Origin of the sequence: Cyanobium gracile UHCC 0281 (assembly GCF_034931305.1) — a bacterium.
In the GTDB taxonomy this organism is placed as follows: Bacteria; Cyanobacteriota; Cyanobacteriia; order PCC-6307; family Cyanobiaceae; genus Cyanobium; species Cyanobium gracile_A.
Genome location: NZ_JAYGHY010000014.1, coordinates 1 through 21,969, shown reverse-complemented (window position 1 = coordinate 21,969; position 21,969 = coordinate 1). Strand labels below are relative to the sequence as shown.

Here is a 21,969-nt window from a genome sequence, read left to right as displayed (position 1 = left end):
CGCGGGGGAACTGCCGCGGGGCAGGATGGCTCGTGCGGACAGTAGGGGAGCTCTCCAGGGAGCATGAGCACGGTTCTGGCCCTCGAAACAAGTTGTGACGAGTCGGCGGCGGCGATCGTGTCCGGACGGCGGGTGCTGGCGGGGGCCGTCGCCTCCCAGATGGAGGAGCACGCCCGTTGGGGCGGGGTGGTGCCGGAGATCGCCTCCCGTCGCCATGTGGAGGCGCTGCCGGCCCTGATCGCCCAGGTGCTGGAGCAGAGCGGTCTGGCCATGGCCGACCTCGATGCCATCGCCGCCACGGTGGCCCCCGGGCTGGCCGGGGCTTTGCTCGTGGGGTCGGTGACGGCGCGCACCCTGGCGCGGCTGCATGGCAAGCCGTTCCTGGGGGTGCACCACCTGGAGGGCCATCTCTGCTCGGTGCACCTGGGTGAGCCGCTGCCGGAGGGGCCCTACCTGGTGCTGCTGGTGAGTGGTGGCCACACCGAGCTGGTCAAGGTCGAGGCTCCGGGGAGCTACCTCCGCCTGGGCCGCAGCCGTGACGATGCCGCCGGGGAATGCTTCGACAAGGTGGCCCGCCTGCTTGGGCTGGGCTACCCGGGTGGGCCGGCGATCGAGGCGGCGGCGCTGGACGGGGATCCGGGCCGATTCCGCTTTCCCAAGGGGCGGGTCTCCCTGCCCCAGGGGGGCTTTCACCCCTACGACTTCAGTTTCAGCGGCCTCAAGACGGCCGTGCTGCGCCAGGTGCAGACCCTCAGCCGCCAGGCCGGCAGCCTGCCGGTGGCCGACCTGGCGGCGAGCTTCGAGGAGGTGGTGGCCGAGGTGCTGGTGGAGCGCAGCTGCCGTTGCGCCGTCGAGGCGGGCCTCCAGACCATCGTGCTGGTGGGCGGTGTGGCCGCCAACCGGCGACTGCGGCGACACATGTCCGAGGCCACCGCCGCCCGGGGCCTCGGCTGGCGTGTCGCGCCGTTGGCCTACTGCACCGATAACGCCGCCATGGTGGGCCTGGCGGCCATCGAGCGCTTCGACGCCGGCGGGCGCAGCGGGATCGCCCTGGGGGTGGCGGCCCGGCTCCCCCTGGAGCAGGCAGGCACGCTCTATGCGCCACAACCTCCCTTTTGATGCCCTTAGTGTGGGTGGATCGCTTGATGGTCTGGCCCCATGGCCCCCGCGAATCCCCTGCCCATTGAGCAGGTTGAAACGTCCCTCAGCGACACGGAACCCGTGTCCCAGCAGGAACTGAACGCCTGGCGTCGCGGTTTCACGCCCCAGGCCGAGATCTGGAATGGCCGTCTGGCCATGCTTGGGCTTTCCGTGGGTCTGGGCGTTCTGTTGCTCGTACGCCTGGCAGGGGGCTGACGCCTCAGGTCCGACCCCGCAGGGTCTGGGCCAGTTCGCCGGGTCTGAGGCTGGCGGCCAGAGCGTCTTCAGGGTTCACCTTTCCGGCAGAAACCAGATTGGCCAGGTATTGATTGGCCGTGATCATGCCGTCAAAACCGCTGCGGGCCATGATGGCTTCGATTTCATCAAGATTGGCTCTGAGGATGTAGTCCTTGCAGGCGTCGGTGTTGATGAAAACATCGTGGTACGACGCCCGCTTGCCATCCACTGTCTTGATCAGTCCCTGGGAGATCACCCCCAGCAGTGAATCCGCCACGGCCCGCCGCACAATGTCCTGCTCATCGGGTGGGTACATCCCCAGCATCCGCTCGACGGAGCGTACGGCGGAGTTGGTGTGCAGGGTTCCCAGCAGCAGGTGGCCGGTCTGGGAGGCTTCGATCGCGGTGGTGAGGGTGTCCTGGTCGCGGATCTCTCCCACCAGGATCACGTCGGGATCCTCCCGGAGCGCCGCCCGCAGGGCTGTCTTGAAGTACTTGGTGTGGGTGCCCAGTTCTCTCTGGCGGATCAGGGACTCACGGCTCTGATGCACGAACTCCACGGGATCCTCGATGGTGAGGATATGGCGTTTCATCGTGCGATTGATGTGGTCAATCATCGCCGCCAGGGTCGTGCTCTTGCCTGAACCGGTGGGTCCGGTGACCAGGAGCATGCCCTTGGGCCGCTGGGCCAGATCCTTGAGCACCTGGGGCAGGTTGAGCTCGTCAATGGTGGGAATAGTCTGCGGAATCAACCGCAGGACCATTGCTGGACCCTGCAGTGATTCAAGCAGGTTGATCCTTACCCGCACGAAGCCGAAAGCGAAGGATCCGTCGTGCTCCTTGTGCTGGACGAAACGATCGATCTGTGCGGGCTCCATGATTTCCCGCAGCCAGTCTCGGAATGTGCCGGGATCGGTTACATCCAAACCGGCCAGAATCATGTCGCCGCGATACCGGAACCTGGGTCGTTCACCAACGCCGAGGTGAACATCGGAGAAATTGCGATCGAAAGCCACCCGAACGATCTGTTCCAATGTCGGCGGAGATCCCCCATCGGCGGCCATCGGTGGACCCTGGGCCGACCGGACCGCCATCGCCGGGTTGACGCCCACGGGAGGGGGTGGAGGTGGCGCCGGTGGCATGGAAGAACTCGACAAAACGGATGGGCGATCCAGTCGAAGGGCTCGGTCCTAGGCCAAAATTCTAGGTGCGGATTCGCCCCTGTGAACATCAGCGTGGAGCTGCGGCCTCTGCCGTTGGAGAGGGGCGATCGGGGGCTCCCTAGGATCCAATCACCCGCTTCGGCCCGTGTCCCCACAGCCCCTGGTCAGCATCGTTCTGGGCACGCGCCCGGAGGCCATCAAGCTGGCGCCGGTGATCCTGGCTTTTCAGCGGGCCCGGGAGTTCCGCACCCGGGTGGTGCTTACGGGGCAGCACCGCGAGATGGTCACCCAGGTGATGCGGCTGTTCGGCCTCAGCGCCGACCACGACCTGGCCCTGATGGCACCGAAACAGACGCTCACCCACGTCACCTGTGCGGCGCTGCAGGGCCTGAAGGAGGAGTTCGAGGCACACCGTCCCGATCTCGTCCTGGTCCAGGGCGACACCACCACGGCCTTCGCCAGCGCCCTGGCCGCCTTCTACGAGCAAATCCCCGTCGGCCATGTGGAAGCTGGCCTGCGCACCAACGACCTGCTCGATCCTTTCCCTGAAGAAGCCAACCGGCGCCTGATTTCCCAACTGGCCCGCCTCCATTTCGCCCCCACCACCCAGTCGGCGGCGAACTTGAAGGCCTCGGGGGTGGTGGGCGAGATCCTCACCACCGGCAACACGGTGATCGACGCCCTGCTGCTGATGGCGCGCACCGCTCCCGACTGGGACCTGCCAGGGCTCGACTGGCAGAACCAGCGCGTGCTGCTGGCCACGGTGCACCGCCGCGAGAACTGGGGCGAGCGGCTGCTCGACATCGGCCAGGGCTTCCTCTCCCTGCTGGAGCGCTTCCCCGACACCGCCCTGCTGCTGCCGCTGCACCGCAATCCCACGGTGCGCGAGCCCCTGCAGGCCCTGCTCGGCTCCCATCCGCGCGCTTTCCTCACCGAACCCCTCGATTACGACCGCCTGGTGGCGGCGATGCGCGGCTGCACCCTGCTGCTCACCGATTCCGGCGGCCTGCAGGAAGAGGCGCCTGCCCTGGGCAAGCCCGTGCTGGTGCTGCGCCGCACCACCGAGCGGCCCGAGGCGGTGGCGGCCGGCACGGCGAAGCTGATCGGCACCGACAGTCGCGAGATCCTGGCGGAGGGCAGTCGGCTGCTGGAAGACCAGGAGGCCTACCAGGCCATGGCCCATGCCCACAACCCTTTCGGTGATGGCGCGGCCAGCGGCCGGATCGTGGAGGCGGCGCGCCGCTACCTGGGCGTGAGCGCCGCCTAGGGGCGCTTTTTGGCCCAGGGGGGCAGATCGATGAACACCCTGGTGCCGCTCTCCAGGCCCGTGAGGATCTGGGTGTCCTTGCCGCTGCTGGCCCCCAGCTCCACCGGCTGGAAGGTGGGTTCCTGACCCTTGCCCACCAGGAGCACGCCGGGACGGCCGTCCTCAGTGACGATCGCCACGGTGGGCACCACGGTCCTGGCCTGGAGGGTGCCGGTCTGGAAGTCAATGTCGGCGGTCATGCCGATGCGGAGTTCCGGCGCTGGATCGACCAGCTGGAGCTTCACCTCGAAGGAGGTGACGTTGTTGGTCTTGACGGCCCTGGGGGCGATCTGGCGCACCCGGGCCTGGAAGCGACGATCCGGGAAGGCATCGACCCGCACGCTGGCGGGCAGGCCCACCTTCAGCCGGCCAATGTCGCTCTCGGGTACCTTGGCCACCACCTCCAGCCCCTCGGACAGCTCGACGATCGAGGAACTGGTGGCGCCGGCCGTGGCCGACGCGGTGGTGGTGGGGGTGACGAAGGCGCCGGGCTCGGCGTAGCGCTGGCTGATCACCCCGTCGAAGGGGGCCCGCACGATCAATTCGTCCTTCTCCACCATTCGTTGCCGTAACCGCTGGCGGGCCGCGGCGGTGGCCAGCCGCCGCACCTCCGCCTCGGAGCGGAAGCGATTCATGGTGTCGAGGCTGATCGCCCCCTGGCGGAACAGGGGTTCGTTACGGCGCAGCTCGCTATCGCTGCGGGCTTGTTCCGCCTCCGCCGATTGCACGTTGGCCTGCAGCTCCATCAACCGGTCGCGCAGGTCGCCGTCATCCATCAGCGCCAGCGGCTGACCCTTGCGCACCGTGTCGCCTTCGTCGACCAGCAACTGCAGCAGGATGCCCTGACGCTTGGGGCTGACGTTCACCCGTTGGACAGCATCCAGTTCACCGCTGGCGGTGATCACCCCGGGCAGGGATCCTTCGCGGGCCACCACGGTGAACGGGGCGAGGTCGCGGCCGGCCTGCATCCGTTGCCGTTGCCAGATCCCGGCGGAGGCCAGCAGGGCCAGCCCCACCGCCAGGCCGATCCAGAGGCGACGACGGGAACGACGTTTCGCCGCCACGGGGGCGGCCGGCGGTGGCGCGCTCCGGGTCGGGGTGGGAGCCGGCGGCAGGGGGGTGATGGCGGGAATGGGCCGGCGTTTCGCTGGCATCAGTTTCGCTCGCCTGGGCAGCGGTTGTGGACGGCGGGAGACCGAATGGGCCCTGGCACGGTGACCCCTAGATTTTGCCGATGCTCAAAGCCGGAATCGTCGGGCTGCCCAACGTGGGCAAATCGACCCTCTTCAACGCCCTGGTGGCCAACGCCCAGGCCCAGGCGGCCAACTTCCCCTTCTGCACCATCGAGCCCAACGTGGGGGTGGTGGCGGTGCCCGATGAGCGCCTGCAGAAGCTCTCCGACCTCTCCAGTTCGAAGGAGATCGTGCCGACGCGCGTTGAATTCGTGGACATCGCCGGCTTGGTGCAGGGGGCGAGCCAGGGGGAGGGGCTGGGCAACAAGTTCCTGGCCAACATCCGCGAGGTGGACGCGATCGTTCACGTGGTGCGTTGTTTCGATGATGACGACGTGATCCACGTCTCCGGCAGCGTCGATCCGGAGCGGGATGCCGAGGTGATCAACCTGGAGCTGGGGCTGGCGGATCTGGCCCAGATCGAGAAGCGACGCGAGCGTCTCAAGAAACAGATGCGCACCAGCAAGGAGGCCGCCGCCGAAGACGCCGCCCTGGCCAGGCTGCAGGCGGAACTGGAGCAGGGCGGCGCCGCCCGCCGGGTGTCCCTGAGCGAGGAGGAGCAGGCCCTGGTGCGCACCCTCGGCTTGCTCACCGCCAAGCCGATCATCTACGCCACCAATGTGAGCGAGGACGACCTGGCCGGAGGTAACGCCTGGGTGAGTGCCGTGGAGGCGCTGGCCGCCCGCGAGGGAGCCGAAGCCGTGCGCATCTCCGCCCAGGTGGAGGCCGAACTGGTCGACCTGGCCGCCGAGGAGCGCTCCGACTACCTGGCCGGGCTGGGGGTGAGCGAAGGCGGCCTGAAGAGCCTGATCCGTGCCACCTACCGCCTGCTGGGTCTGCGCACCTACTTCACCACCGGCGAGAAGGAGACCCGCGCCTGGACGATCACCGCCGGCATGACCGCTCCCCAGGCCGCCGGCGTGATCCACACCGACTTCGAGCGTGGCTTCATCCGGGCCCAGACCGTTGCCTACGGCCAGCTGCTGGAGGCCGGCACCCTGGCCGAGGCCCGCAACCGGGGCTGGCTGCGCAGCGAGGGCAAGGAGTACGTGGTGGCCGAGGGGGATGTGATGGAGTTCCTGTTCAACGTCTGAGCGGAATGCCCGTGGCCCTACCCGTCGCTTTCATCGGCCTTGGGGCGCTGGGGGCTCCGATGGCGACCAACCTTTTGGCGAAGGGCTTTGCGCTCACGGTCCACAACCGCAACCGGGAGCGGGAACGGCCCCTGGCCGCCGCCGGGGCCCGGAGGGCCACCTCGCCCGCAGAAGCGGCGCGGGATGCCCCTGTGCTGGCGCTGTGCCTGAGTGACGACATCGCCGTGGCGGAGGTGCTGCTGGGGCGGGGGGGCGCTACCGACGGCGCTGCCCAGGCGGGCCTGCGGCCCGGTTCCCTGGTGCTGGACTTCTCCACCATCGCGCCAGCGTCTTCCCGCGCCATGGCGGCCGCTTTGGCCGAGCGCGGCGTGGCCTATCTCGATGCACCCGTGACCGGTGGGACCGAGGGGGCCCGGGCGGGAACCCTGTCGGTGCTGGTGGGGGGGGAGGCCTCCGACCTGGAGCGGGCCCGTCCCGTGCTGGAGGCGGTGGGCCAAACCATCACGCACCTCGGCCCGGTGGGGGCCGGCCAGGAGGCCAAGGCCGTCAACCAGGTGCTGGTGGCGGGCGGCTACGCGGCGGTGGCGGAGGCCCTGGCCCTGGGGCAGCGCCTGGGGCTGCCGATGGAGGCGGTCCGTCAGGCGCTGCTCGGCGGGGCTGCCGGCTCCTGGGCCCTGGAGCACCGCGGCGGTTCGATGCTGCGGGGTGAATTCCCTCTCGGCTTCCGGCTGCGCCTGCACCGCAAGGATCTGGCGATCGCCCTGGAGGCCGCCGCCATCGGAGGCCTGGAGCTGCCGCTGGCGCGGCAGGTGGCGGCGATGGAGGACGACCTGATCACGGCCGGCCATGGCGACGAGGATGTGTCGGCCCTGGCCCGCTGGTTCAGCGCGGAGTCCCGCTGAGAGTCGGTCCCTCCTTAACTTGGAGCCGCTCCTGTGGTGCTGGCGGCTGGTCCGCGTGTGAATGGCTGAAGCTCCCCAGGCCGCCGCGATCGAACTGCGGGGGCTGCGCAAGCGCTTTCAGGAAGGCGACACGGAGCGCACGGTGCTTGAGTCCGTCGACCTGGTCATCCCGCCCGGCCAGTTCGTTGTTTTGCTCGGCCAGAGCGGCAGCGGCAAGAGCACCCTGCTGCATCTGCTTGGTGGCATCGACAGCCCCTCCTCCGGCAGCGTGTGCATCGGCGGGGTGGACCTCACGGCCCTTGATGAGCGGCGGCGCACGCTCTTTCGCCGCGATCGCATCGGCTTCATCTTCCAGTTCTTCAACCTCATCCCCACCCTGTCGGTGCTGGAGAACGTCACCCTGCCCAGCGAGCTGGCGGGCCTGCCGCGGCCAGCCCTGGAGACGGCGGCCCTCCATCTTCTCGGCCAGGTGGGGCTGGCAGACCGGGCCTCGACGATGCCGGACCGCCTGTCCGGAGGCCAGCAGCAGCGGGTGGCCATCGCCCGGGCCTTGCTGCACCAGCCCCTGCTGATCCTGGCCGACGAACCCACCGGCAACCTGGATGAGCACACCGGTGAGCAGGTGCTGCGGCTGCTGGTTGCCCTCACCCGCCAGCAGGGTCGCACCTTGATCATGGCCACCCACAACGCCGCCATTGCCGAGCAGGCCGACCGGGTGCTGCGGGTGCAGGAGGGCCATCTGCTGGAAGCCGGACCAGCGGCTGCGCCGCTGACGGCATGAGCGAAGCGAGACCCTTGCCCGTGGTCCGCAACGGGCCCCTCTGGCGCCTGGCCGCCCGCCGCTGGCGTCGTCGTCCCTTGCAGTACCTGCTCTGCATCCTGGGCATCGCCCTGGGGGTGGCGATGCTGGTGTCGATCGATCTGGCCAGTGGTTCAGCCCAGCGGGCCTTTTCCCTGTCCACCGACGCCATCACCGGCCGCACCACCCATCGGCTGGTGGCGATCGGGCCCGGTGGCGTCCCTGACAGCACCTTTGTCGAGCTGCGCCGCCGCTTCCCGGAGATTCCCGCCGCCCCGGTGATCGAGGCCTACGGCCGGGCCGAGGAACTGGACGGTGAACTGGTGCGGCTGGTGGGTGTCGATCTGTTCAGCGAGGCCCCCTTCCGTGGCTTCCTGGGCGGGGATGGAGGGAGTGAGAAGAGCGCAGGCAACGGCTTCGTGCCCTTCCTCACCGAACCCGGCACGGCTGTCATCGCCACCGAGACCGCCGAGCGCTTCGGCCTCCATCCCGGCGCCGTCGACGGCTCCGGCGGCCTGCATCTCGATCTGGCCGGACGGACGACGGTCCTGCAGCTGGTGGGCCGTGTCAGCAGTGATTCGGCCCTCGAGCGCCGCGGCCTGGAGACGTTGCTGCTGGTCGACATCGCCACCGCCCAGGACCTGCTCGACCCCACCGGCGCTGAGGCAGTACCGGCGGTGGGACAGATCGATCTGATCCTGGAGGGCCCCGGCCAGGAGGCGGCCCTCCGCGAATGGCTGCCCCGGGGGCTGAAGCTGGAGTCAGCGGCGGCCCGCGGCAATGCCGTGCAGCAGATGACCGCCGCCTTTGAGCTCAACCTCACCGCCATGAGCCTGCTGGCGATGGTGGTGGGCATCTTTCTCATCTACAACACGGTCACCTTCAGCGTGGTGCAGCGCCGCGGATTGTTCGGGGTGCTGCGCTGCCTGGGGGTGACCCGGGGCCAGCTGTTCACCTTGATCCTGGGCGAGGCGGTCCTGTTCAGCCTGGTGGGGTCCCTGCTGGGGCTGGCGTTGGGGGTGCTGCTGGGGCGCAGCGTCGTCGGCCTGATCACCCAGACGATCAACGACTTCTACTTTGTGGTCTCGGTGCGGCAGATCAGCGTGTCGGGGTTCACCCTGGCCAAGGGGATGCTGGTGGGGGTGGCTTCGGCGCTGCTGGCCTCAGCCCTGCCCGCCTGGGAGGCGATGGCCACACCGCCCCAGATGACCCTGCAGCGTTCCAGCCTGGAGGCCGGCTGGCAGCGGCTGTTGCCCTGGTTCCTGTTGGCGGCACTCCTCTGCGGCAGCCTGGGGGTGCTGTTGCTCCGCTGGGACAGCCGCGGCCTGGTGCCCGCCTTCGCCGGCCTGTTCGCCCTGTTGATGGGCGCTGCCCTGCTGATGCCGCCGGTGCTGGTCGCCGCGATGCAGGGCCTGGGCTGGGCCAGCCGGGGCCTGCCGGTGGTGGCCCGCCTCGCCCCCCGCGACATCCTGCGCTCCCTCAGCCGCACGGCGGTGGCCGTGGCGGCCCTGATGGTGGCGGTCTCGGTGATCGTGGGCCTCTCGATCATGATCGGCTCCTTCCGGGGCACGGTGGTCACCTGGCTCGACCAGACCCTCCAGGCCGATCTGTTCGTCTCGCCCCCCAGCACCACGGCCAACCGGGTGCTCGGCAAGGTGGACCCCGCCATCGTCCGTGCCATCGCCGAGCGTCCCGACCTGCGGGCCATGGTCACCTACAACAATTTCGATGTGCATCTGGTCGACCAGGACCGGGACATCACCCTGATTGCCGCCGGGGGCGATGTGTCCGCCGGCCGCCGCCCCTACGCCTGGGTCCGCCCGGGCCTTGACGACCCCTTCGCCGCCCTGGAGGCCAGAGAGGGGGTGATCCTCTCCGAGGCCGTCTACCTGCGCGAGGGCCAGAGCGCCATCCCCGAGCAGGTCAGGCTCGAAACCCCCGACGGCGAAAGGAGCTTCCCGGTGATCGCCGTTTTTTATGACTATTCCTCCGATCGCGGCAGCGTGCTGATGGACCGCTCCCAGGTGGCGGAGCTGTGGCACGACGACAGCGTGGCCTCCCTCGGCCTGTTCCTGGCCCCCGGCGCCGATGCCGATGCGGTGGCTGCTGAGCTGCGGCAGGGCTTCGGTTCTCGCCAGAGCCTGCTGGTGCAGACCAACGGGTCCCTGCGCCAGGGCTCGCTGGAGATCTTCGATCGCACCTTCGCCATCACCGGCGCGCTGCAGTTGCTGACGGTGGTGGTGGCCTTCATCGGTATCTTCAGCACCCTGATGAGCCTGCAACTGGAGCGGGGCCGGGAGTTCGCCGTGCTGCGGGCCACCGGCATGACACCCCGGCAGCTGGGGCGCCTCACCCTGCTGGAGACCGGCCTGATGGGGCTGCTGGCCGGGGCCTGTTCCATGCCCCTGGGCTTCGTGCTGGCCTGGGTGCTGGTGCATGTGATCAACGTCCGCTCCTTCGGTTGGACCCTGCAGATCGCTCTGGAGCCGCGCTTCTTCATCCAGTCGCTGCTGATTGCGGTGGGGGCCGCCGTGCTGGCGGGCCTCTATCCGGCCCAGCGGCTCGCTCGGATGACCATCAGTGAGGCGTTGCGGCAGGAATGAAACACCGCCACCCCCTGCCCATCCTGGTGGCCCTGGCGGCCGTGCTGCTGCTCTGCCTGGCCGGCCCTACCCCAGCCGGGGCCAGCAGCCGCATCCAATGGGGGGAGGTGCCGGCGCCCCAGGGCTTCGCCCGGGCCCTCACCCCCCGCCAATGGCGCTTCCCCGCCGATTTCGGCGCCCATCCCGACCACCGGACCGAGTGGTGGTACTACACGGGCAACCTGGAAACCGAGGCAGGACGGGCCTTCGGCTATCAGTTCACGATCTTCCGCCAGGCCCTGGTGGCCGAGGCGCCCCCGGAGCAGGCTTCCGGGGGCCGTGGGTCGGCCTGGCGCACCCCCCAGGTGTATTCCGCCCATTTCACGGTGAGCGACATCGCCACCGACACCTTCCTGCAGGAGGAGCGCTTCGCCCGCGGCGCCCTGGGCCTGGCCGGGGCCGAGGCCGATCCCTATGCGGTCTGGCTCAACGACTGGCGCATCAGCGCCGAGGGCCCCGATCGGGTGCGGCTGCAGGCCTCCACCAGTGCCATGGCCATCGACCTGACCCTCCGCCAGAGCCGGCCCCCCGTGCTTCAGGGCCAGGGGGGCCTCAGCCGCAAGGGGCCCGAACCAGGCAACGCGTCGCACTATTACTCCCTGGTGCAGCAGCCCACCGAGGGCACGATCACGGTGGCGGGCCGCGACCATGCCGTCCACGGTGTCAGCTGGAAGGACCATGAGTTCTCCACCAGCGTCCTGAGCCCGGGCACCGTCGGCTGGGACTGGTTCTCGGCCCAGTTTGAGGACGGCTCCGCCCTGATGCTCTACGGCCTGCGCCGGGAGGATGGCGGCAAGGAACCGTTCAGCGGTGGCCGCTGGATCGAGGGCACCCACGAGGTGGAGCTGGGCGCCGAGGACTACGACCTCACGGTCACGGCCACCTGGCGCAGTCCCCGCAGCGGTGCCCGTTACCCCGCGGCCTGGACGCTCGCCATCCCGCGGCTGGACCTGGAGCTGGTGATCACTCCCCAGATGGCCGACCAGGAGCTGAGCACCGCCTCGGCCACCTACTGGGAAGGGGCCCTGCGCTACGGGGGCCATCGCGGTGAGCAACCGCTGCGGGGTCAGGGCTACGGCGAACTCACGGGCTACGCCGACCGCCTCGACAGCCTGCGGGGTGGGTGATCGGCGAGGATGGCTCCATCAGGAGCGCAGGGCCATGGCAGCACCGGACCACCCCGAGACCCCGTCTCCCCTGCCCGACGCCGCAGGCGAGGCCACCGAACATCCCCACAACTTCGAGGCTCAGAAGGAGATCCACCGCCGCATCCGCAACGATCCCGACTACGACGACTGGGAGTACGGCACCGAGCCCCTCCCCCACGAGGCCTGGATCGAGAAGCAGGCGGCCGCCTCAGCCGACCGTCCTGCGGGGACCTAGCTCCCGCACCAGCGGTAGTCCCCCCAGGCAGGCCAGGGCCATCAGCAGCCACAGTCCGGCCCCGTGCCCCTGGCCGTCGAGCAGCCGACCGGCGAGCAGCGGAGCCCCGAAACCGCTGATGGCGAAACACTGGGAGAGCAGGGCCATGGCCAGCCCCTGGTGCTCGAGCGGGCAGCGTTCCACCACCGCTTCAGTGGCGGTGGGCAGGAAGGCGGTCACGCCGAAGGCCAGCGGCAGCTGGGCCAGCAGCAGCAGCGCCAGGCCCCGCTCGCTGTAGGCCGAGGCCGCCAGCAGCAGGTTGCCGGCGGCGAAGCTGAGCAGGCTGAGGTTCAGCCCCGTCGTCACCGGCCGCCGGGCCAGGGCCTGACCCACCGGCCACTGGAGCAGCAGCACCAGACCCAGCTGCAGGCCGATGGTGAGGGCGCCGAGGCTCACCGGCAGGGCACGCCGCTGCAGGCTGCCCCGCACCAGCTCCAGCGGCAGGGCGCTCTGCATCAGGGCCGGCATCGCCGTGGCCAGCACCGCGATGGCCAGCAGCGGCGTCAGCCCAGGGATCCACTGGCCCCAGGGGCTGGGGTGGGCCAGGGCCTCCCTGGGTCTGGGATCCGGCAGGCCCTGGCGCCGCAGCACCAGCAGCAACACGAGCATGCAGCCCATATCGACGACATAGATGCCCCGCAGCCATCCCTGACCGGCGAGCACGGCCCCCAGCAGGGCGCCGGTGGCGATGCCGAGGGCATCGGCGCTGCGGGTCAGGGCGAAGGCCCGCCCGGAGCTCACCGGCGCGCAGCTGAGCGGTACGGCCAGCTCCACCGCGGGCCAGTAGAACCCCATGGCCATGCCGAGCAGCACCTGCCCCTGCAGGTAGCCGCCGAAGGAGCCGGTGCCCATCAGCCGGGCGTCGCCGGCGAGGGCCAGCAGGGCCGCCAGCAGCACCGGCACCGAACAGTTCAGACCCCGATCCAGCAACACGCCACTCAGGATCCGGCCCAGGGTGCCCGCCACCGCCGCCAGGGCCAGCCCTTCGGTAACGCGGCCGGCGCTGAACTGCTCCTGGTGGAACACCATCGGCGTCAGATAGAGCACGCCACCGGCTCCCAGCATGGCGATCGTGCGGATCAGGGCGACGTCGCGCAGGGCTGCTGGAAACTGGGTGAACCAGGACCGCGCCCTGGCCCACCCCTGTGCCTGTTTCACGCCGCCTTCGCCAACTCAAGGGCCTGCTGGCCAGTCTGCTGATCACGGCGCCGGGCCTGGCGCCGGCGGCCGGTGCTGCCGAGGTGCTGGAGCTGCGGTTCGATGGCCTGGAGCTGCCGGTGAACCTGGAGCAGCTCGATGGCTGGTCCCGGAGCCCGAGCGGGGGCCCTGGCGACGGCGGGGATCTGGCTGTCTGGCTGGATCTGCTCGATCCCGGCAGTCGCCAGGACCTGAAGATCCTGCTGCGCGCCCCCCTGCTGCGGGACACCAGCTTTGGCCAGCAGCTGCTGGACAGCTGGGCGGGCAGCCAGATGCTGGCCCGCCTGGGCGACCTGCTCACCACCCCCGATGGCCGCAGCTCCACAGCGGTGCTGCAGACCACCCTGCAGCGGCTGCTGGAGACCCGTCAGGACGTCTCCACCATCGGCCTGCTGCGGGCCCTGCCGGTGCAGCGGCTGAGCCTCCAGCTCGATGGCCTCTACGACCTGGCCCTGCAGTGGCGCCAGCAGATCGACCTGCAGCGCCAGGCCCTGCAGCGCCTCCAGGCCCTGGCGCTGCCGGAGCGCCGCACCGTTCCTTTCGCTTTCGGTGAACGCACCTCCCTGAGGGCTCGCCGGCAGGGGTTGGTGGTGGCGCACCGCCCCCAGCTTCTGCCCCTGGAGATCTGGCCGGCGCCGGCCCCGGCGGCTCAGCGGGGGAGCGTGCCCCCGGACCGGCCCTGGCTGCTGATGATGCCCGGGCTCGGGGGCAATGCCGACCAGTTCGGCTGGCTGGCCGGTGAGCTGGCCGAACGGGGCTGGTCGGTGGTGGTGCTGCAGCACCCCGGCAGCGATGGCCCCGCCCTCAAGGCCGCCCTCGACGGCCAGCGGCCCCCACCGGGAGCCGAGACCCTGGCCATCCGCCTGGCCGACATCAACGCGGTGCTGGCGGCCCAACGCCGGGGTGAGCTGTCGGTGCAGGGCCAGGGGGTGGTGCTGCTCGGCCATTCGATGGGGGGCCTCTCCGCCCTGCTGGCGGCCGGGGTGGTGCCGGAACCAGGCTTGGGGGAGCGCTGCCGCAAGGCCCTCGATCGGTTGCCGATCGCCAACCCCTCCCGGCTGCTGCAGTGCCAGCTTCCCAGCACCCAGCTGCCGGAGCGCTCCGCCCCCCCCGCCGACCTGCGCGGGCTGGTGCTGCTTAACGGCTTCGGCAGCCTGCTCTGGCCCCGTCGTGGGCTGGCCTCGCTCCAGGTGCCGGTGCTGATGGTGGGCGGCAGCCTCGATCTGGTGACGCCGCCCCTGGAGGAGCAGCTGCGCCTGTTCCTCCAGGGGCGGGATCCCCGCAGTCGCCTGGTGATGGTGGAGGGCGGCAGCCACTTCTCCCCCGTGCGGCTGATGCCCACCGATGAGGTGCTGTTCCGGCTCGATGCGGAGCTGGTGGGGGTGGATCCGGCCAGGGTGCAATCGGCGCTGTTGCGCCTCACCACCGAGTACCTCCACACCCTGGAACAGCCCCTGCTGCTGCCTGCCCAGAGGCGGGTGCATCAGGGGGTCACGCTCGACGTGCTCGATGCCGCCGCCGCCCGGCGCTGGAGAGCGGGCCTGGAGCCCTGAACTCAGAAGCGGATGCGTGGGTCCAGCAGGGCCACCACCAGGTCGACAAGCACGGACACCAGCACCACCAGGGCCGCCACCACCACCACGATGCCCTGCACCAAGGGGTAGTCGCGCTGGGCTATGGCTTCCTGCAGGCGGAAGGCGATGCCGGGCCAGGAGTAGGTGACTTCGATCAGCAGGGCGCCGCCGATCAGGGACGCCACCGTGATGCCGGTGATCGTGAGCACGGGCAGCAGGGCGTTGGGCAGGGCATGGTGCAGCACCACGCGCCGTTCGCTCAGGCCGCGGCTGCGGGCGGCCTCCACGTAGTCGGAGCCGAGGGCACGGCGCAGGTTGAGCCGCAGCGCATTGGTGAAGATGCCGCTGAGCAGCAGGCCCAGGGTGGCCGCCGGCAGCACGAGGTGGCGCAGGCTGCCGACCAGCTGCTGCCAGTCGCCGGCCAGAAGGCTGTCAAGCAGGTAGAAGCCCGTCCCCTGCGGCGGCATCAGGGTGGCGGGGAAGCGCCCCCCCACCGGCAGCCAGCCCAGCCAGACGGCGAACACCAGCTGCACCACCATGGCCGCCCAGAAGGGGGGCAGGGCATAGGTGCCGATGCCATAGAGCCGGCCGGCCAGATCAAGGCGCCCCTCGGGGCGGGCGATGCCGCTGAACCCCACCGCCAGACCCACGATGGCGGCCAGCAGCAGCGCCACCACCCCCAGCTCCAGGCTGGCCGGCAGGCTGTCCTGGATGAGGCGGGTCACCGGTTCGCCGTTGGTCAGCGACTGGCCCAGGTCGCCCTGCAGCAGGTGGCCCAGGAACTGGCCGTACTGCTCGGCCAGGGGGCGATCCAGGCCAAGCTGGGCCCGCAGGGCGGCGCGGGCCGCCTCCGGGGCGCGGGTGCCCAGCAGGGCATCGATCGGATCGCCGGGGGCCACGCGCAGCAGCAGGAACACCAGCGTGGCGATCAGCCAGAGCATCAGCGGCGCCAGGGCCAGCCGGGAGGCCAGGTAGCGCGCCAGGTCGGAACGACGGCTCATGGCATCCGGGCTCCGGCGGGCAGACGGCGCAGTTCGCCCAGCCTCACCCGGCCGGATCCGTCGAAGCGGGGCTGGCTGACGCCCAGGCCGCCCCAGGCCGCCGGGGCACTGAGCCACACCGGCAGGTAGGGGCTGGCAGCGGCGACGCGGCGCTGGATGGCCACCAGCAGGGCGACCCGCTCAGGCCCATCCAGCTGGCTGCTGCGCCGCAGTTCCGCCTCCAGGCCCGGCGCTGTCCAGAAGCTGCCACCCAGCACGCTGTTGCCCTTGAGGCAGCGGTTTCCTTCGGCCTTGCTGCAGGACAGCAGCGGCATCAGGAAGTTCTCCGCATCGGGGTAATCGCCGATCCAGTCGTAGAAGAGCATCGTCAGGGCGCCTTTGTCGAGCTGGGAGTAGGCGGTGGTCGACTCCATGCCGCTCACCTCGAGCGTCACGCAATCGCCCAGGTCACGGCGCAGCTGGGCCTGCCAGGTGAGGGCGAACAGCCGATCGGTGGGGATGTCGGAGCGGTAGGTGAACGGCAGGGTCAGCACCCGACCTCCGCAGTACCCGGCCTGGCGGTAGAGGGCGCGGGCCCCGGCGGGGTCGTAGGCCGGCCAGGCGGTGGGATCGGAGCCCGGCAGGTCCGGGGGGACCAGTTGCCGCTGGGGGGAGCGCAGCCCCAGGGTCACGCGTCGGATGATGGTGGCCCGATCCAGGCTGCGGGCCACAGCCTGGCGCAGTCCGGGCCGGTTCAGCGGCGGCTGGTCGCTCAGCAGGGACACCAGGCTGATCTCCTGGGAAGGGCCGATGGCTTCCCGCAGGCGGCCGGCGGCGGCGTCCCGGCGCAGGGCCTGCTGATGGTCGATCTCCAGACCGCCGTTGAGCAGGAGGTCGACCTCGCCGCTGCGCAGGGCCCCGAACAGGGCGGTGGAGTTGCTCAGGGTCACCAGGTCGATGCCCGCGTTGGCCGGCCGCTTGCCCCAGTAGCGGGGCCAGGGGGTCAGGCGCTGCTGCTGGCCGCCGAAGAAGGACAGGGCATAGGGGCCGGTACCGACGAAGCGGTCGTTGAGGGGCTTGTCGCGATACCGCCGGTAGGCGGTGGGGGACACCGGGGTCAGGAAGATGGCGCTGAGCAATCGCGGCAGCGGGCTGAAGGGACGCTTCAGCACCAGCTCGATCTCGTAGGGAGCGGTGACCCGCACGCTTTCAACCCGCTCACTCAGCTGGTAGCCGAGGGTGCCGATCGCCATGAAGCGGCGCAGGGAGAACGCCATGGCGGCGGCATCGAAGCGGGTGCCGTCATGGAAGAGCACCCCCCGGCGCAGGGGGATCCGGGCCCGCAGCCCATCTCCGCTCAGCACCGGCAGGGTGGTGGCCAGCCGCGGTTCGAGCCGGCCGTTGTCGTCGATGGCATAGAGGGGATCGCCGAGGCCGCTGAGCACCTGCATCACGCCGATGCGGGACGCCTGAACCGGATCGAGGGAATCGATGCGGCTCTTGGTGGCCACGATCAGGGACTGGCTGGAGCGCCTCGGCTGACAGGCCACCAGCAGCGGCAGTGCCAGCAGCAGGGTGGCGAGGCTGGCCGCCGTCGCGGTTGGTCGGCGTCCATGACTACCCCTGGTCGTCGGCAAGACCTTGCGATCCGGTGGGGCCCATTCAAGCGGCCAGCCCGCGGGTTGCTCGCTGGCGGTGGTCAGGGGGCGCGTCGGTTGGGCTTCGCACGTCGCCCGAGCAGGATGTCCACCCGCCTGCTCAGCTGCTGGAGCAGGGTGAGGGAGGCACCCGGCCGCTGGGCGCCGGCGGCGAAGGCCACGGCGAAGCCCAGCGCGGCGATGCTGACCCTGGCCGCCCCCTGTCCAAGGGCCCAGACGTCGGTGGGGGCGGGGCCGCCGATCCGGCTGGTGGCGCGGGTCTCGGTCTTCTGGAGTTCATCGAGCAGGCTGCGTTTCAGTTCGCCGAGGGGGAGGCTGAGGGCGGCCGCAGGCAGCTGGGGTCGGGGGGCCCGCAGTCGGGAGAAACGGGCCTGCAGGTCCTCCGGGCTGGTGGCCGCTTCGATGGCCTGGCGGATCATCGTCACCCGCTCGCCGAGCATGGTGCGCTGCATCGCCTCGTTGCCCTGTGCCTGGGAGAGGGCACGCCAGGTGGCGAAGCCCTGCAGGGGCACCAGCAGCAGAAAGGCGAACACCACGATGACGGCCCACTGGCGAGCGGTGGCCAGCTGCGCCCGCAGGAAGCCGTTGGCGGGCTCGATGTAGAGCCCCAGGTGCAGCAGCAGAAACCCAACCAGGGCCAGCAGGGAGGTGTTGACCATGCGGTTGGTGAACCGCAGCTGCCAGGCGGGATTGAGCAGTTGCAGGGGCAGGGAATCGACCAGAACGAAGCCCAGAAACACCAGCAGCAGCCCGCCGCCGCTCCAGGCGAACAGGCGGCCGAAGCTGGCGATGTGGTCCTCGCGACTGGCGGAGTAATCAGGCATCCGTGGTCGGGACGGGGAACGTGGCGGGAGCGAACCAGCGGCCCAGACCTTAGGGGGGCTGACCGGCGGCGTCACGGGCGCCGCGAAAGAGGGCAACACGGCCACCCTCCCAGCGCTTCTTAAGGAGGAGTCCATGTTTTCTGAACATGGCCTGATAGATTGGTGAAATCTTCTTAGGTCTCCATGGCGCGCCCCTTCAGCCTCGGTGCCCTCTCCCTGGGTCGTTTCCGCCCCTCTGTCCACCTTTACCCCCCGCTGCTGCTGCTCACCTGCCTGGTCGCCAGTACCGCTGCTCCTGCCGTGGGCAGCCTTCCCCACGAAAGCCTGGGAGCCCTGGAGGAGCTGCGCGAGCTCCTGACTCCTGGATTCGGTGGTTCGCCCGACTACCTCGTCGGGGCCGGCGGGATCGGCCTGGCCAACCCCTCCACGGGCCTGGTTGTGCCGCCCTTCCAGTACATCGTTGCCCCTTACGAGGTGAGCGTCGATGGTTTTGTTGTGCCCTCCGGCTTCTTCCTGTCGCGTTCCGGCACCGCCACCAGCGGCAGCCTGTTCCGGTTGAGCAGCCCGCTCTCCTTCCGCTGGGCGGGCACCTCCTCCACCCCTGAGGCGCAGCTCACCTGGCAGGCCGGCACCCTGTTCGACAACGTCTTCAACGGGGCCACCGGAGGCTTCGTGCCGTTCCGGATCGTATCCGCCGGCTCTTCGGAGCCGGACGAAGTCTCCTCTGACGCCTCGGAGCTTGCCATTGCCGCCGAGCCCGCCGGCGAGGATCGCGGCCAGAGGCTGGCTGGGGACGTGTTCGAAACCGCCCTGCTGCCCCAGGGCACCGAACCCCCCCCTTCAGGAGCCCCTTCCAATGAACGGCCCGGTGAAGGGGCTGATGGCCCTGGCGAGGGTCCCGATCCGGCCTCGGTTCCGGGCCCCCTGCCCCTGGCCGGCGTGGCTGTCGCCTTCCGCTGCAGCCGTCGAGTGAGGCAGCGCCTCCGCCAGGGGCGCTGAGCGGCGGGTCGGTTCAGCTCAGACTCACAGGGTCCGGAGGCAGGCGGCCACCCTTTCCACCCCTTCGAGGGCTTCGATGGCGGCGAGGGCCTCGCGGAACCGGTCTTCTCGCACCTCGTGGGTGATGACGACGATCTCCGCCTCCCCCTCCCTGGCGTCCAGCTGCACGATCGACTGGATCGACACCTGGGCGGTGCCAAAGCAGGTGCCGATGCTGCCGATCACGCCGGCCTCGTCGCGGGTGCTGAGGCGCACGTAGTTGCGGTGCCGGCTCAGGGAGCCGTCGACCAGGGTGCAGTGGCGCCAGCTGCTGGCGGCCAGCAGGGGATCCAGTCCGGCCTGGGGGCCGCCGACCTGGCGGATGCCGGCGATGTTGAGGATGTCGGCCACCACCGCCGAGGCGGTGGGGCCGGCCCCGGCACCGGGACCGAAGAACATCACCTGCCCCACCGGATCGCCTTCCACCAGGATCGCGTTGTTGACGCCGTGGACTCCCGCCAGGGGGTGGTGCTTCGGCAGCAGGGTGGGATGCACGCGCACGTCAAGGCTGACGCCGTCCGCTGGCCCGGCTTGGGCGTCGTCCTGCACCCGTTCGGCCACCGCCAGCAGCTTCACCACGAAGCCGAGCTGGGCGGCATAGGCCACATCGCGGGCCTCCAGCCGGTCGATGCCTTCGGTGGCGATCCCCGCCCGCTGCACCGGCCCGCCGTAGGCCAGCCCGGCCAGGATCGCGATCTTGTCGGCCGCATCTCCCCCCTGCACATCGGCGGCGGGATCCGCCTCGGCATAGCCCAGCCGCTGGGCGTCGGCCAGTACGTCGGCGTAGGCCGCCCCCTCATCGGCCATGCGGCTGAGGATGTAGTTGGTGGTGCCGTTGATGATGCCGCTGACCCGTTGGATGCGGTTGCCGCCCAGCGACTGCTTGATCGGCTCGATGATCGGGATGCCGCCGCCGACGGCGGCCTCGATCAGCACGTAGACGCCCTGCTGGGCAGCAGCGGCGGCGATCTCCTGGCCGTAGCGGGCAATCACCGCCTTGTTGGCCGTGACCACAGGCTTGCCGGCAGCGATGGCGCGCAGGATCAGGCTGCGGGCCGGCTCCAGACCCCCCATCACCTCCACGACGATGTCCACCTTCGGATCGTCGATGACCGCTTCAGGGTCGGTGGTGAGCCGCTCCGGCGGCAGAGTCAGCGGGCGGGGGCGTTGGAGGTCGCGCACCGCCACCCTTTCGAGCACCAGGTCGCCGACCAGCGGATGTCGGCCCTGGGGACTGGCCAGGATCGCCGCCACGCCGCTCCCCACCGTGCCCAGCCCGAGCAAGCCGATGCCGATGGTCATGGGCTGCAACCCCACAAACCACCATCCTAGAAATCAATCGGCCTGCAGCTGCCTGGCCTGGGCCTGCATGGTGCGCAGGATGTTGAGAAAACCGTTGGCCCGCGAAGGCGTCAGGCTCGCCTGCAGGCCCGTCGCGGCGATGAAGGAGGGATCCAGCGCGGTGGCCTGCTCCGGGGTCAGGCCCGCCAGCCCCTCGATCAGCAGGGCCAGCAACCCCTTGGTGATCTGGGCATCGGAATCACCGCGCCAGTGGAGCTTGCCCTCCTCCAGGTGCCCCACCACGTACACCTGGGAGACGCACCCTTTCACCTTGAAGGCGTCCAGACGCAGGTCGTCGGGGAAAGGCTCGAGTTTCTTGGCCAGCCAGAGCACGTACTCGTAACGGCGGCGCGGGTCGCTGGTGCTCCCCAGGCGTTCCACGATCCGATCGAGGGCGGGACTGCCGGTGGCCATGGACGACAAGGAGGGGACTCAGGACGGACGGCGCGGCCTCAGCATCCCGGCCAGTCCGGCCACGGCGAGCACGCCGAGGGGGGGCACCAGGGCCCAACCCTCGACTTGAGGGTAGGAATGGGAGCGGCTCACCCGTGCGGGCTGCGGCGGGGTCGCCGAGGTCTCGGGCAGTTCGAGGTAATCGCGGTGGCCGGGGCCCGCATCCACCTGCAGCTCCCACTGGCGGCTGGCCTGGGGCGGCAGGGTGAAGACGATGCTGCCGGCGGCGTCGGTGCGCCCCAGTTCGATCGCTGGGCCGCCATCGGGTGGGACGATGCGGACGGCGGCATCGCTGGCCGGTTGGCCGCTGGAGAACTGACTCTCCAGGCGCAGGGAGTTGCTCAGGTTGGTGAGCCGTTCCAGGCTGCTCTCGATGGCGTGGGCTCGCGCCTGGGTGGGGGCCAGCACCAAGGAGGCCAGGCCGATCAGCCCAGAGATAAGGAAGGGCTTCATCCGTGGATCAGTTGGATTTCCAACGACTATCGCTGCTTTTGCCCGCCTGCACCATCCTGGCTACCGAGCTGACCATCATCGAGAGGGCGTCGCTGGAGGCGCCACGGGTCTGAAATTCGGAGGTCATCACCCGCTCGGCGGCCGTCAGGGGACGGTTCTGGAGCGACGAGAGGATCGAATCCAAGGACGGCACGGATGCACTGCGCCGATCCTGGCAAACGAACGGGGGAATGGCCCGATGGCAGCCCCATCGTTAAGAGCTTGCAATCTTCCGCCGCCCCGCTTCGGTGAAGTGGCAGTCCCGTTCATCGATCCAGCCGTCGAAGGGGATGTCCCAGGGATCACGGGGCAGGGTCACGCCTGTGCAGGCGGCGGGCAGCACCGCCAGCGCCGGCACCGCCGCCCAGAGCGGATCGGCCCTCAGCCGGTCGTACCAGCCACCGCCCGAGCCCAGCCTCAGGCCGCAGGAGGCCACCGCCAGGGCGGGCACCAGCAGCAGGGCGATGGCCTCCGGC

22 protein-coding genes are annotated in these 21,969 nt (G+C 70.1%); 11 read left to right on the top strand and 11 right to left on the bottom strand.

The annotated features are described in order from the left end of the window. The first annotated feature begins 63 nt into the window (after positions 1-63). Both tsaD and VB739_RS06360 read left to right on the top strand, forming a co-directional pair. Entirely contained in the window at positions 64-1,119 is a 1,056-nt protein-coding gene (gene tsaD, locus VB739_RS06365) for a tRNA (adenosine(37)-N6)-threonylcarbamoyltransferase complex transferase subunit TsaD (RefSeq protein ID WP_323356264.1), read from the top strand. 39 nt (positions 1,120-1,158) lie between these two features. Then, entirely contained in the window at positions 1,159-1,356 is a 198-nt protein-coding gene (locus VB739_RS06360; protein ID WP_216910119.1) for a high light inducible protein, read from the top strand. A gap of 4 nt (positions 1,357-1,360) precedes the next feature. Here VB739_RS06360 and VB739_RS06355 read toward each other — a convergent pair whose 3' ends face one another. Then, positions 1,361-2,470: a type IV pilus twitching motility protein PilT gene (locus VB739_RS06355; protein WP_323356263.1), complete on the bottom strand. Its 1,110-nt coding sequence runs from the start codon at positions 2,468-2,470 to the stop codon at positions 1,361-1,363. A 214-nt stretch (positions 2,471-2,684) separates the two neighbouring features. Between VB739_RS06355 and wecB the strand changes: the two genes are divergently transcribed. Continuing rightward, a complete protein-coding gene (gene wecB / locus VB739_RS06350; protein ID WP_323356262.1) occupies positions 2,685-3,806 on the top strand; it encodes a non-hydrolyzing UDP-N-acetylglucosamine 2-epimerase in 1,122 nt (373 codons plus the stop codon). Here the strand turns inward: wecB and VB739_RS06345 are convergent. Continuing rightward, positions 3,803-4,999: an efflux RND transporter periplasmic adaptor subunit gene (locus tag VB739_RS06345; protein ID WP_416233306.1), complete on the bottom strand. Its 1,197-nt coding sequence runs from the start codon at positions 4,997-4,999 to the stop codon at positions 3,803-3,805. The two genes, wecB and VB739_RS06345, sit on opposite strands and share 4 nt — an antisense overlap. Before the next feature lie 80 nt (positions 5,000-5,079). Here VB739_RS06345 and ychF point away from each other — a divergent pair, with 80 nt between their 5' ends. The 6 genes from ychF to VB739_RS06315 all read left to right on the top strand — a co-directional run bounded on the left by ychF (position 5,080) and on the right by VB739_RS06315 (position 11,897). Next, positions 5,080-6,171 (top strand): redox-regulated ATPase YchF, encoded by a 1,092-nt coding sequence (gene ychF, locus VB739_RS06340; RefSeq protein ID WP_323356261.1) that lies wholly within the window; start codon positions 5,080-5,082, stop codon positions 6,169-6,171. Between the two features lie 5 nt (positions 6,172-6,176). Then, entirely contained in the window at positions 6,177-7,073 is an 897-nt protein-coding gene (locus VB739_RS06335; protein ID WP_323356260.1) for an NAD(P)-dependent oxidoreductase, read from the top strand. A gap of 61 nt (positions 7,074-7,134) precedes the next feature. Next, a complete protein-coding gene (locus VB739_RS06330; protein ID WP_323356259.1) occupies positions 7,135-7,854 on the top strand; it encodes an ABC transporter ATP-binding protein in 720 nt (239 codons plus the stop codon). Further along, entirely contained in the window at positions 7,851-10,475 is a 2,625-nt protein-coding gene (locus tag VB739_RS06325) for an ABC transporter permease (RefSeq protein WP_323356258.1), read from the top strand. The genes VB739_RS06330 and VB739_RS06325 overlap by 4 nt, the downstream gene beginning before the upstream one ends. Continuing rightward, a complete protein-coding gene (locus tag VB739_RS06320; protein WP_323356257.1) occupies positions 10,472-11,641 on the top strand; it encodes a lipocalin-like domain-containing protein in 1,170 nt (389 codons plus the stop codon). Before VB739_RS06325 ends, VB739_RS06320 begins: the two co-directional genes overlap by 4 nt. Before the next feature lie 34 nt (positions 11,642-11,675). Beyond that, positions 11,676-11,897, top strand: coding sequence for a hypothetical protein (locus VB739_RS06315; RefSeq protein WP_323356256.1), 222 nt, complete (start codon positions 11,676-11,678; stop codon positions 11,895-11,897). Here the strand turns inward: VB739_RS06315 and VB739_RS06310 are convergent. Continuing rightward, positions 11,871-13,094, bottom strand: coding sequence for an MFS transporter (locus VB739_RS06310; protein ID WP_323356255.1), 1,224 nt, complete (start codon positions 13,092-13,094; stop codon positions 11,871-11,873). The two genes, VB739_RS06315 and VB739_RS06310, sit on opposite strands and share 27 nt — an antisense overlap. Between VB739_RS06310 and VB739_RS06305 the strand changes: the two genes are divergently transcribed. Next, positions 13,082-14,686 (top strand): alpha/beta hydrolase, encoded by a 1,605-nt coding sequence (locus tag VB739_RS06305; protein WP_323356254.1) that lies wholly within the window; start codon positions 13,082-13,084, stop codon positions 14,684-14,686. The two genes, VB739_RS06310 and VB739_RS06305, sit on opposite strands and share 13 nt — an antisense overlap. 2 nt (positions 14,687-14,688) lie before the next feature. Here the strand turns inward: VB739_RS06305 and VB739_RS06300 are convergent, their stop codons facing one another. The 3 genes from VB739_RS06300 to VB739_RS06290 all read right to left on the bottom strand — a co-directional run bounded on the left by VB739_RS06300 (position 14,689) and on the right by VB739_RS06290 (position 18,169). Continuing rightward, positions 14,689-15,708 carry an ABC transporter permease gene (locus VB739_RS06300; RefSeq protein WP_323356253.1) on the bottom strand — a complete coding sequence of 340 codons (1,020 nt, stop codon included), beginning with the start codon at positions 15,706-15,708 and terminating at the stop codon, positions 14,689-14,691. Next, positions 15,705-17,324 (bottom strand): ABC transporter substrate-binding protein, encoded by a 1,620-nt coding sequence (locus tag VB739_RS06295; RefSeq protein ID WP_323356252.1) that lies wholly within the window; start codon positions 17,322-17,324, stop codon positions 15,705-15,707. The genes VB739_RS06300 and VB739_RS06295 overlap by 4 nt, the downstream gene beginning before the upstream one ends. Positions 17,325-17,386: 62 nt before the next feature. Continuing rightward, on the bottom strand, positions 17,387-18,169 hold the full coding sequence (locus tag VB739_RS06290; RefSeq protein ID WP_323356251.1) for a hypothetical protein: 783 nt from the start codon (positions 18,167-18,169) through the stop codon (positions 17,387-17,389). Between the two features lie 183 nt (positions 18,170-18,352). On the opposite strand from VB739_RS06290, the gene VB739_RS06285 reads away from it, so the two are divergent. Next, positions 18,353-19,168: a hypothetical protein gene (locus VB739_RS06285; RefSeq protein WP_323356250.1), complete on the top strand. Its 816-nt coding sequence runs from the start codon at positions 18,353-18,355 to the stop codon at positions 19,166-19,168. A 24-nt stretch (positions 19,169-19,192) separates the two neighbouring features. On the opposite strand, the gene VB739_RS06280 is transcribed toward VB739_RS06285, so the two are convergent. The 5 genes from VB739_RS06280 to VB739_RS06260 all read right to left on the bottom strand — a co-directional run. Continuing rightward, positions 19,193-20,509 carry a homoserine dehydrogenase gene (locus tag VB739_RS06280; protein ID WP_323356249.1) on the bottom strand — a complete coding sequence of 439 codons (1,317 nt, stop codon included), beginning with the start codon at positions 20,507-20,509 and terminating at the stop codon, positions 19,193-19,195. 33 nt (positions 20,510-20,542) lie between these two features. After that, positions 20,543-20,962 carry a SufE family protein gene (locus VB739_RS06275; protein ID WP_323356248.1) on the bottom strand — a complete coding sequence of 140 codons (420 nt, stop codon included), beginning with the start codon at positions 20,960-20,962 and terminating at the stop codon, positions 20,543-20,545. Between the two features lie 18 nt (positions 20,963-20,980). Further along, complete coding sequence (locus tag VB739_RS06270; protein WP_323356247.1) at positions 20,981-21,454, bottom strand: hypothetical protein; 474 nt, start codon at positions 21,452-21,454, stop codon at positions 20,981-20,983. Between the two features lie 7 nt (positions 21,455-21,461). Then, positions 21,462-21,638, bottom strand: coding sequence for a hypothetical protein (locus VB739_RS06265; protein WP_254944116.1), 177 nt, complete (start codon positions 21,636-21,638; stop codon positions 21,462-21,464). Between the two features lie 69 nt (positions 21,639-21,707). Next, positions 21,708-21,969, bottom strand: a 262-nt coding sequence (locus tag VB739_RS06260; protein ID WP_323356246.1) for a 5-formyltetrahydrofolate cyclo-ligase, incomplete at its 5' end; no start/stop codon positions are given.

Bases quoted from the DNA above. Each gene is read 5' to 3' on its own strand.
- tsaD (WP_323356264.1), top strand. From the start codon at position 64: ATGAGCACGGTTCTGGCCCTCGAAACAAGTTGTGACGAGTCGGCGGCG.
- VB739_RS06360 (WP_216910119.1), top strand. From the start codon at position 1,159: ATGGCCCCCGCGAATCCCCTGCCCATTGAGCAGGTTGAAACGTCCCTC.
- VB739_RS06355 (WP_323356263.1), bottom strand. From the start codon at position 2,470: ATGGCGGTCCGGTCGGCCCAGGGTCCACCGATGGCCGCCGATGGGGGA.
- VB739_RS06345 (WP_416233306.1), bottom strand. From the start codon at position 4,999: ATGCCAGCGAAACGCCGGCCCATTCCCGCCATCACCCCCCTGCCGCCG.
- ychF (WP_323356261.1), top strand. From the start codon at position 5,080: ATGCTCAAAGCCGGAATCGTCGGGCTGCCCAACGTGGGCAAATCGACC.
- VB739_RS06335 (WP_323356260.1), top strand. From the start codon at position 6,177: ATGCCCGTGGCCCTACCCGTCGCTTTCATCGGCCTTGGGGCGCTGGGG.
- VB739_RS06330 (WP_323356259.1), top strand. From the start codon at position 7,135: ATGGCTGAAGCTCCCCAGGCCGCCGCGATCGAACTGCGGGGGCTGCGC.
- VB739_RS06325 (WP_323356258.1), top strand. From the start codon at position 7,851: ATGAGCGAAGCGAGACCCTTGCCCGTGGTCCGCAACGGGCCCCTCTGG.
- VB739_RS06320 (WP_323356257.1), top strand. From the start codon at position 10,472: ATGAAACACCGCCACCCCCTGCCCATCCTGGTGGCCCTGGCGGCCGTG.
- VB739_RS06315 (WP_323356256.1), top strand. From the start codon at position 11,676: ATGGCAGCACCGGACCACCCCGAGACCCCGTCTCCCCTGCCCGACGCC.
- VB739_RS06300 (WP_323356253.1), bottom strand. From the start codon at position 15,708: ATGAGCCGTCGTTCCGACCTGGCGCGCTACCTGGCCTCCCGGCTGGCC.
- VB739_RS06290 (WP_323356251.1), bottom strand. From the start codon at position 18,169: ATGCCTGATTACTCCGCCAGTCGCGAGGACCACATCGCCAGCTTCGGC.
- VB739_RS06285 (WP_323356250.1), top strand. From the start codon at position 18,353: ATGGCGCGCCCCTTCAGCCTCGGTGCCCTCTCCCTGGGTCGTTTCCGC.
- VB739_RS06280 (WP_323356249.1), bottom strand. From the start codon at position 20,509: ATGACCATCGGCATCGGCTTGCTCGGGCTGGGCACGGTGGGGAGCGGC.
- VB739_RS06275 (WP_323356248.1), bottom strand. From the start codon at position 20,962: ATGGCCACCGGCAGTCCCGCCCTCGATCGGATCGTGGAACGCCTGGGG.
- VB739_RS06270 (WP_323356247.1), bottom strand. From the start codon at position 21,454: ATGAAGCCCTTCCTTATCTCTGGGCTGATCGGCCTGGCCTCCTTGGTG.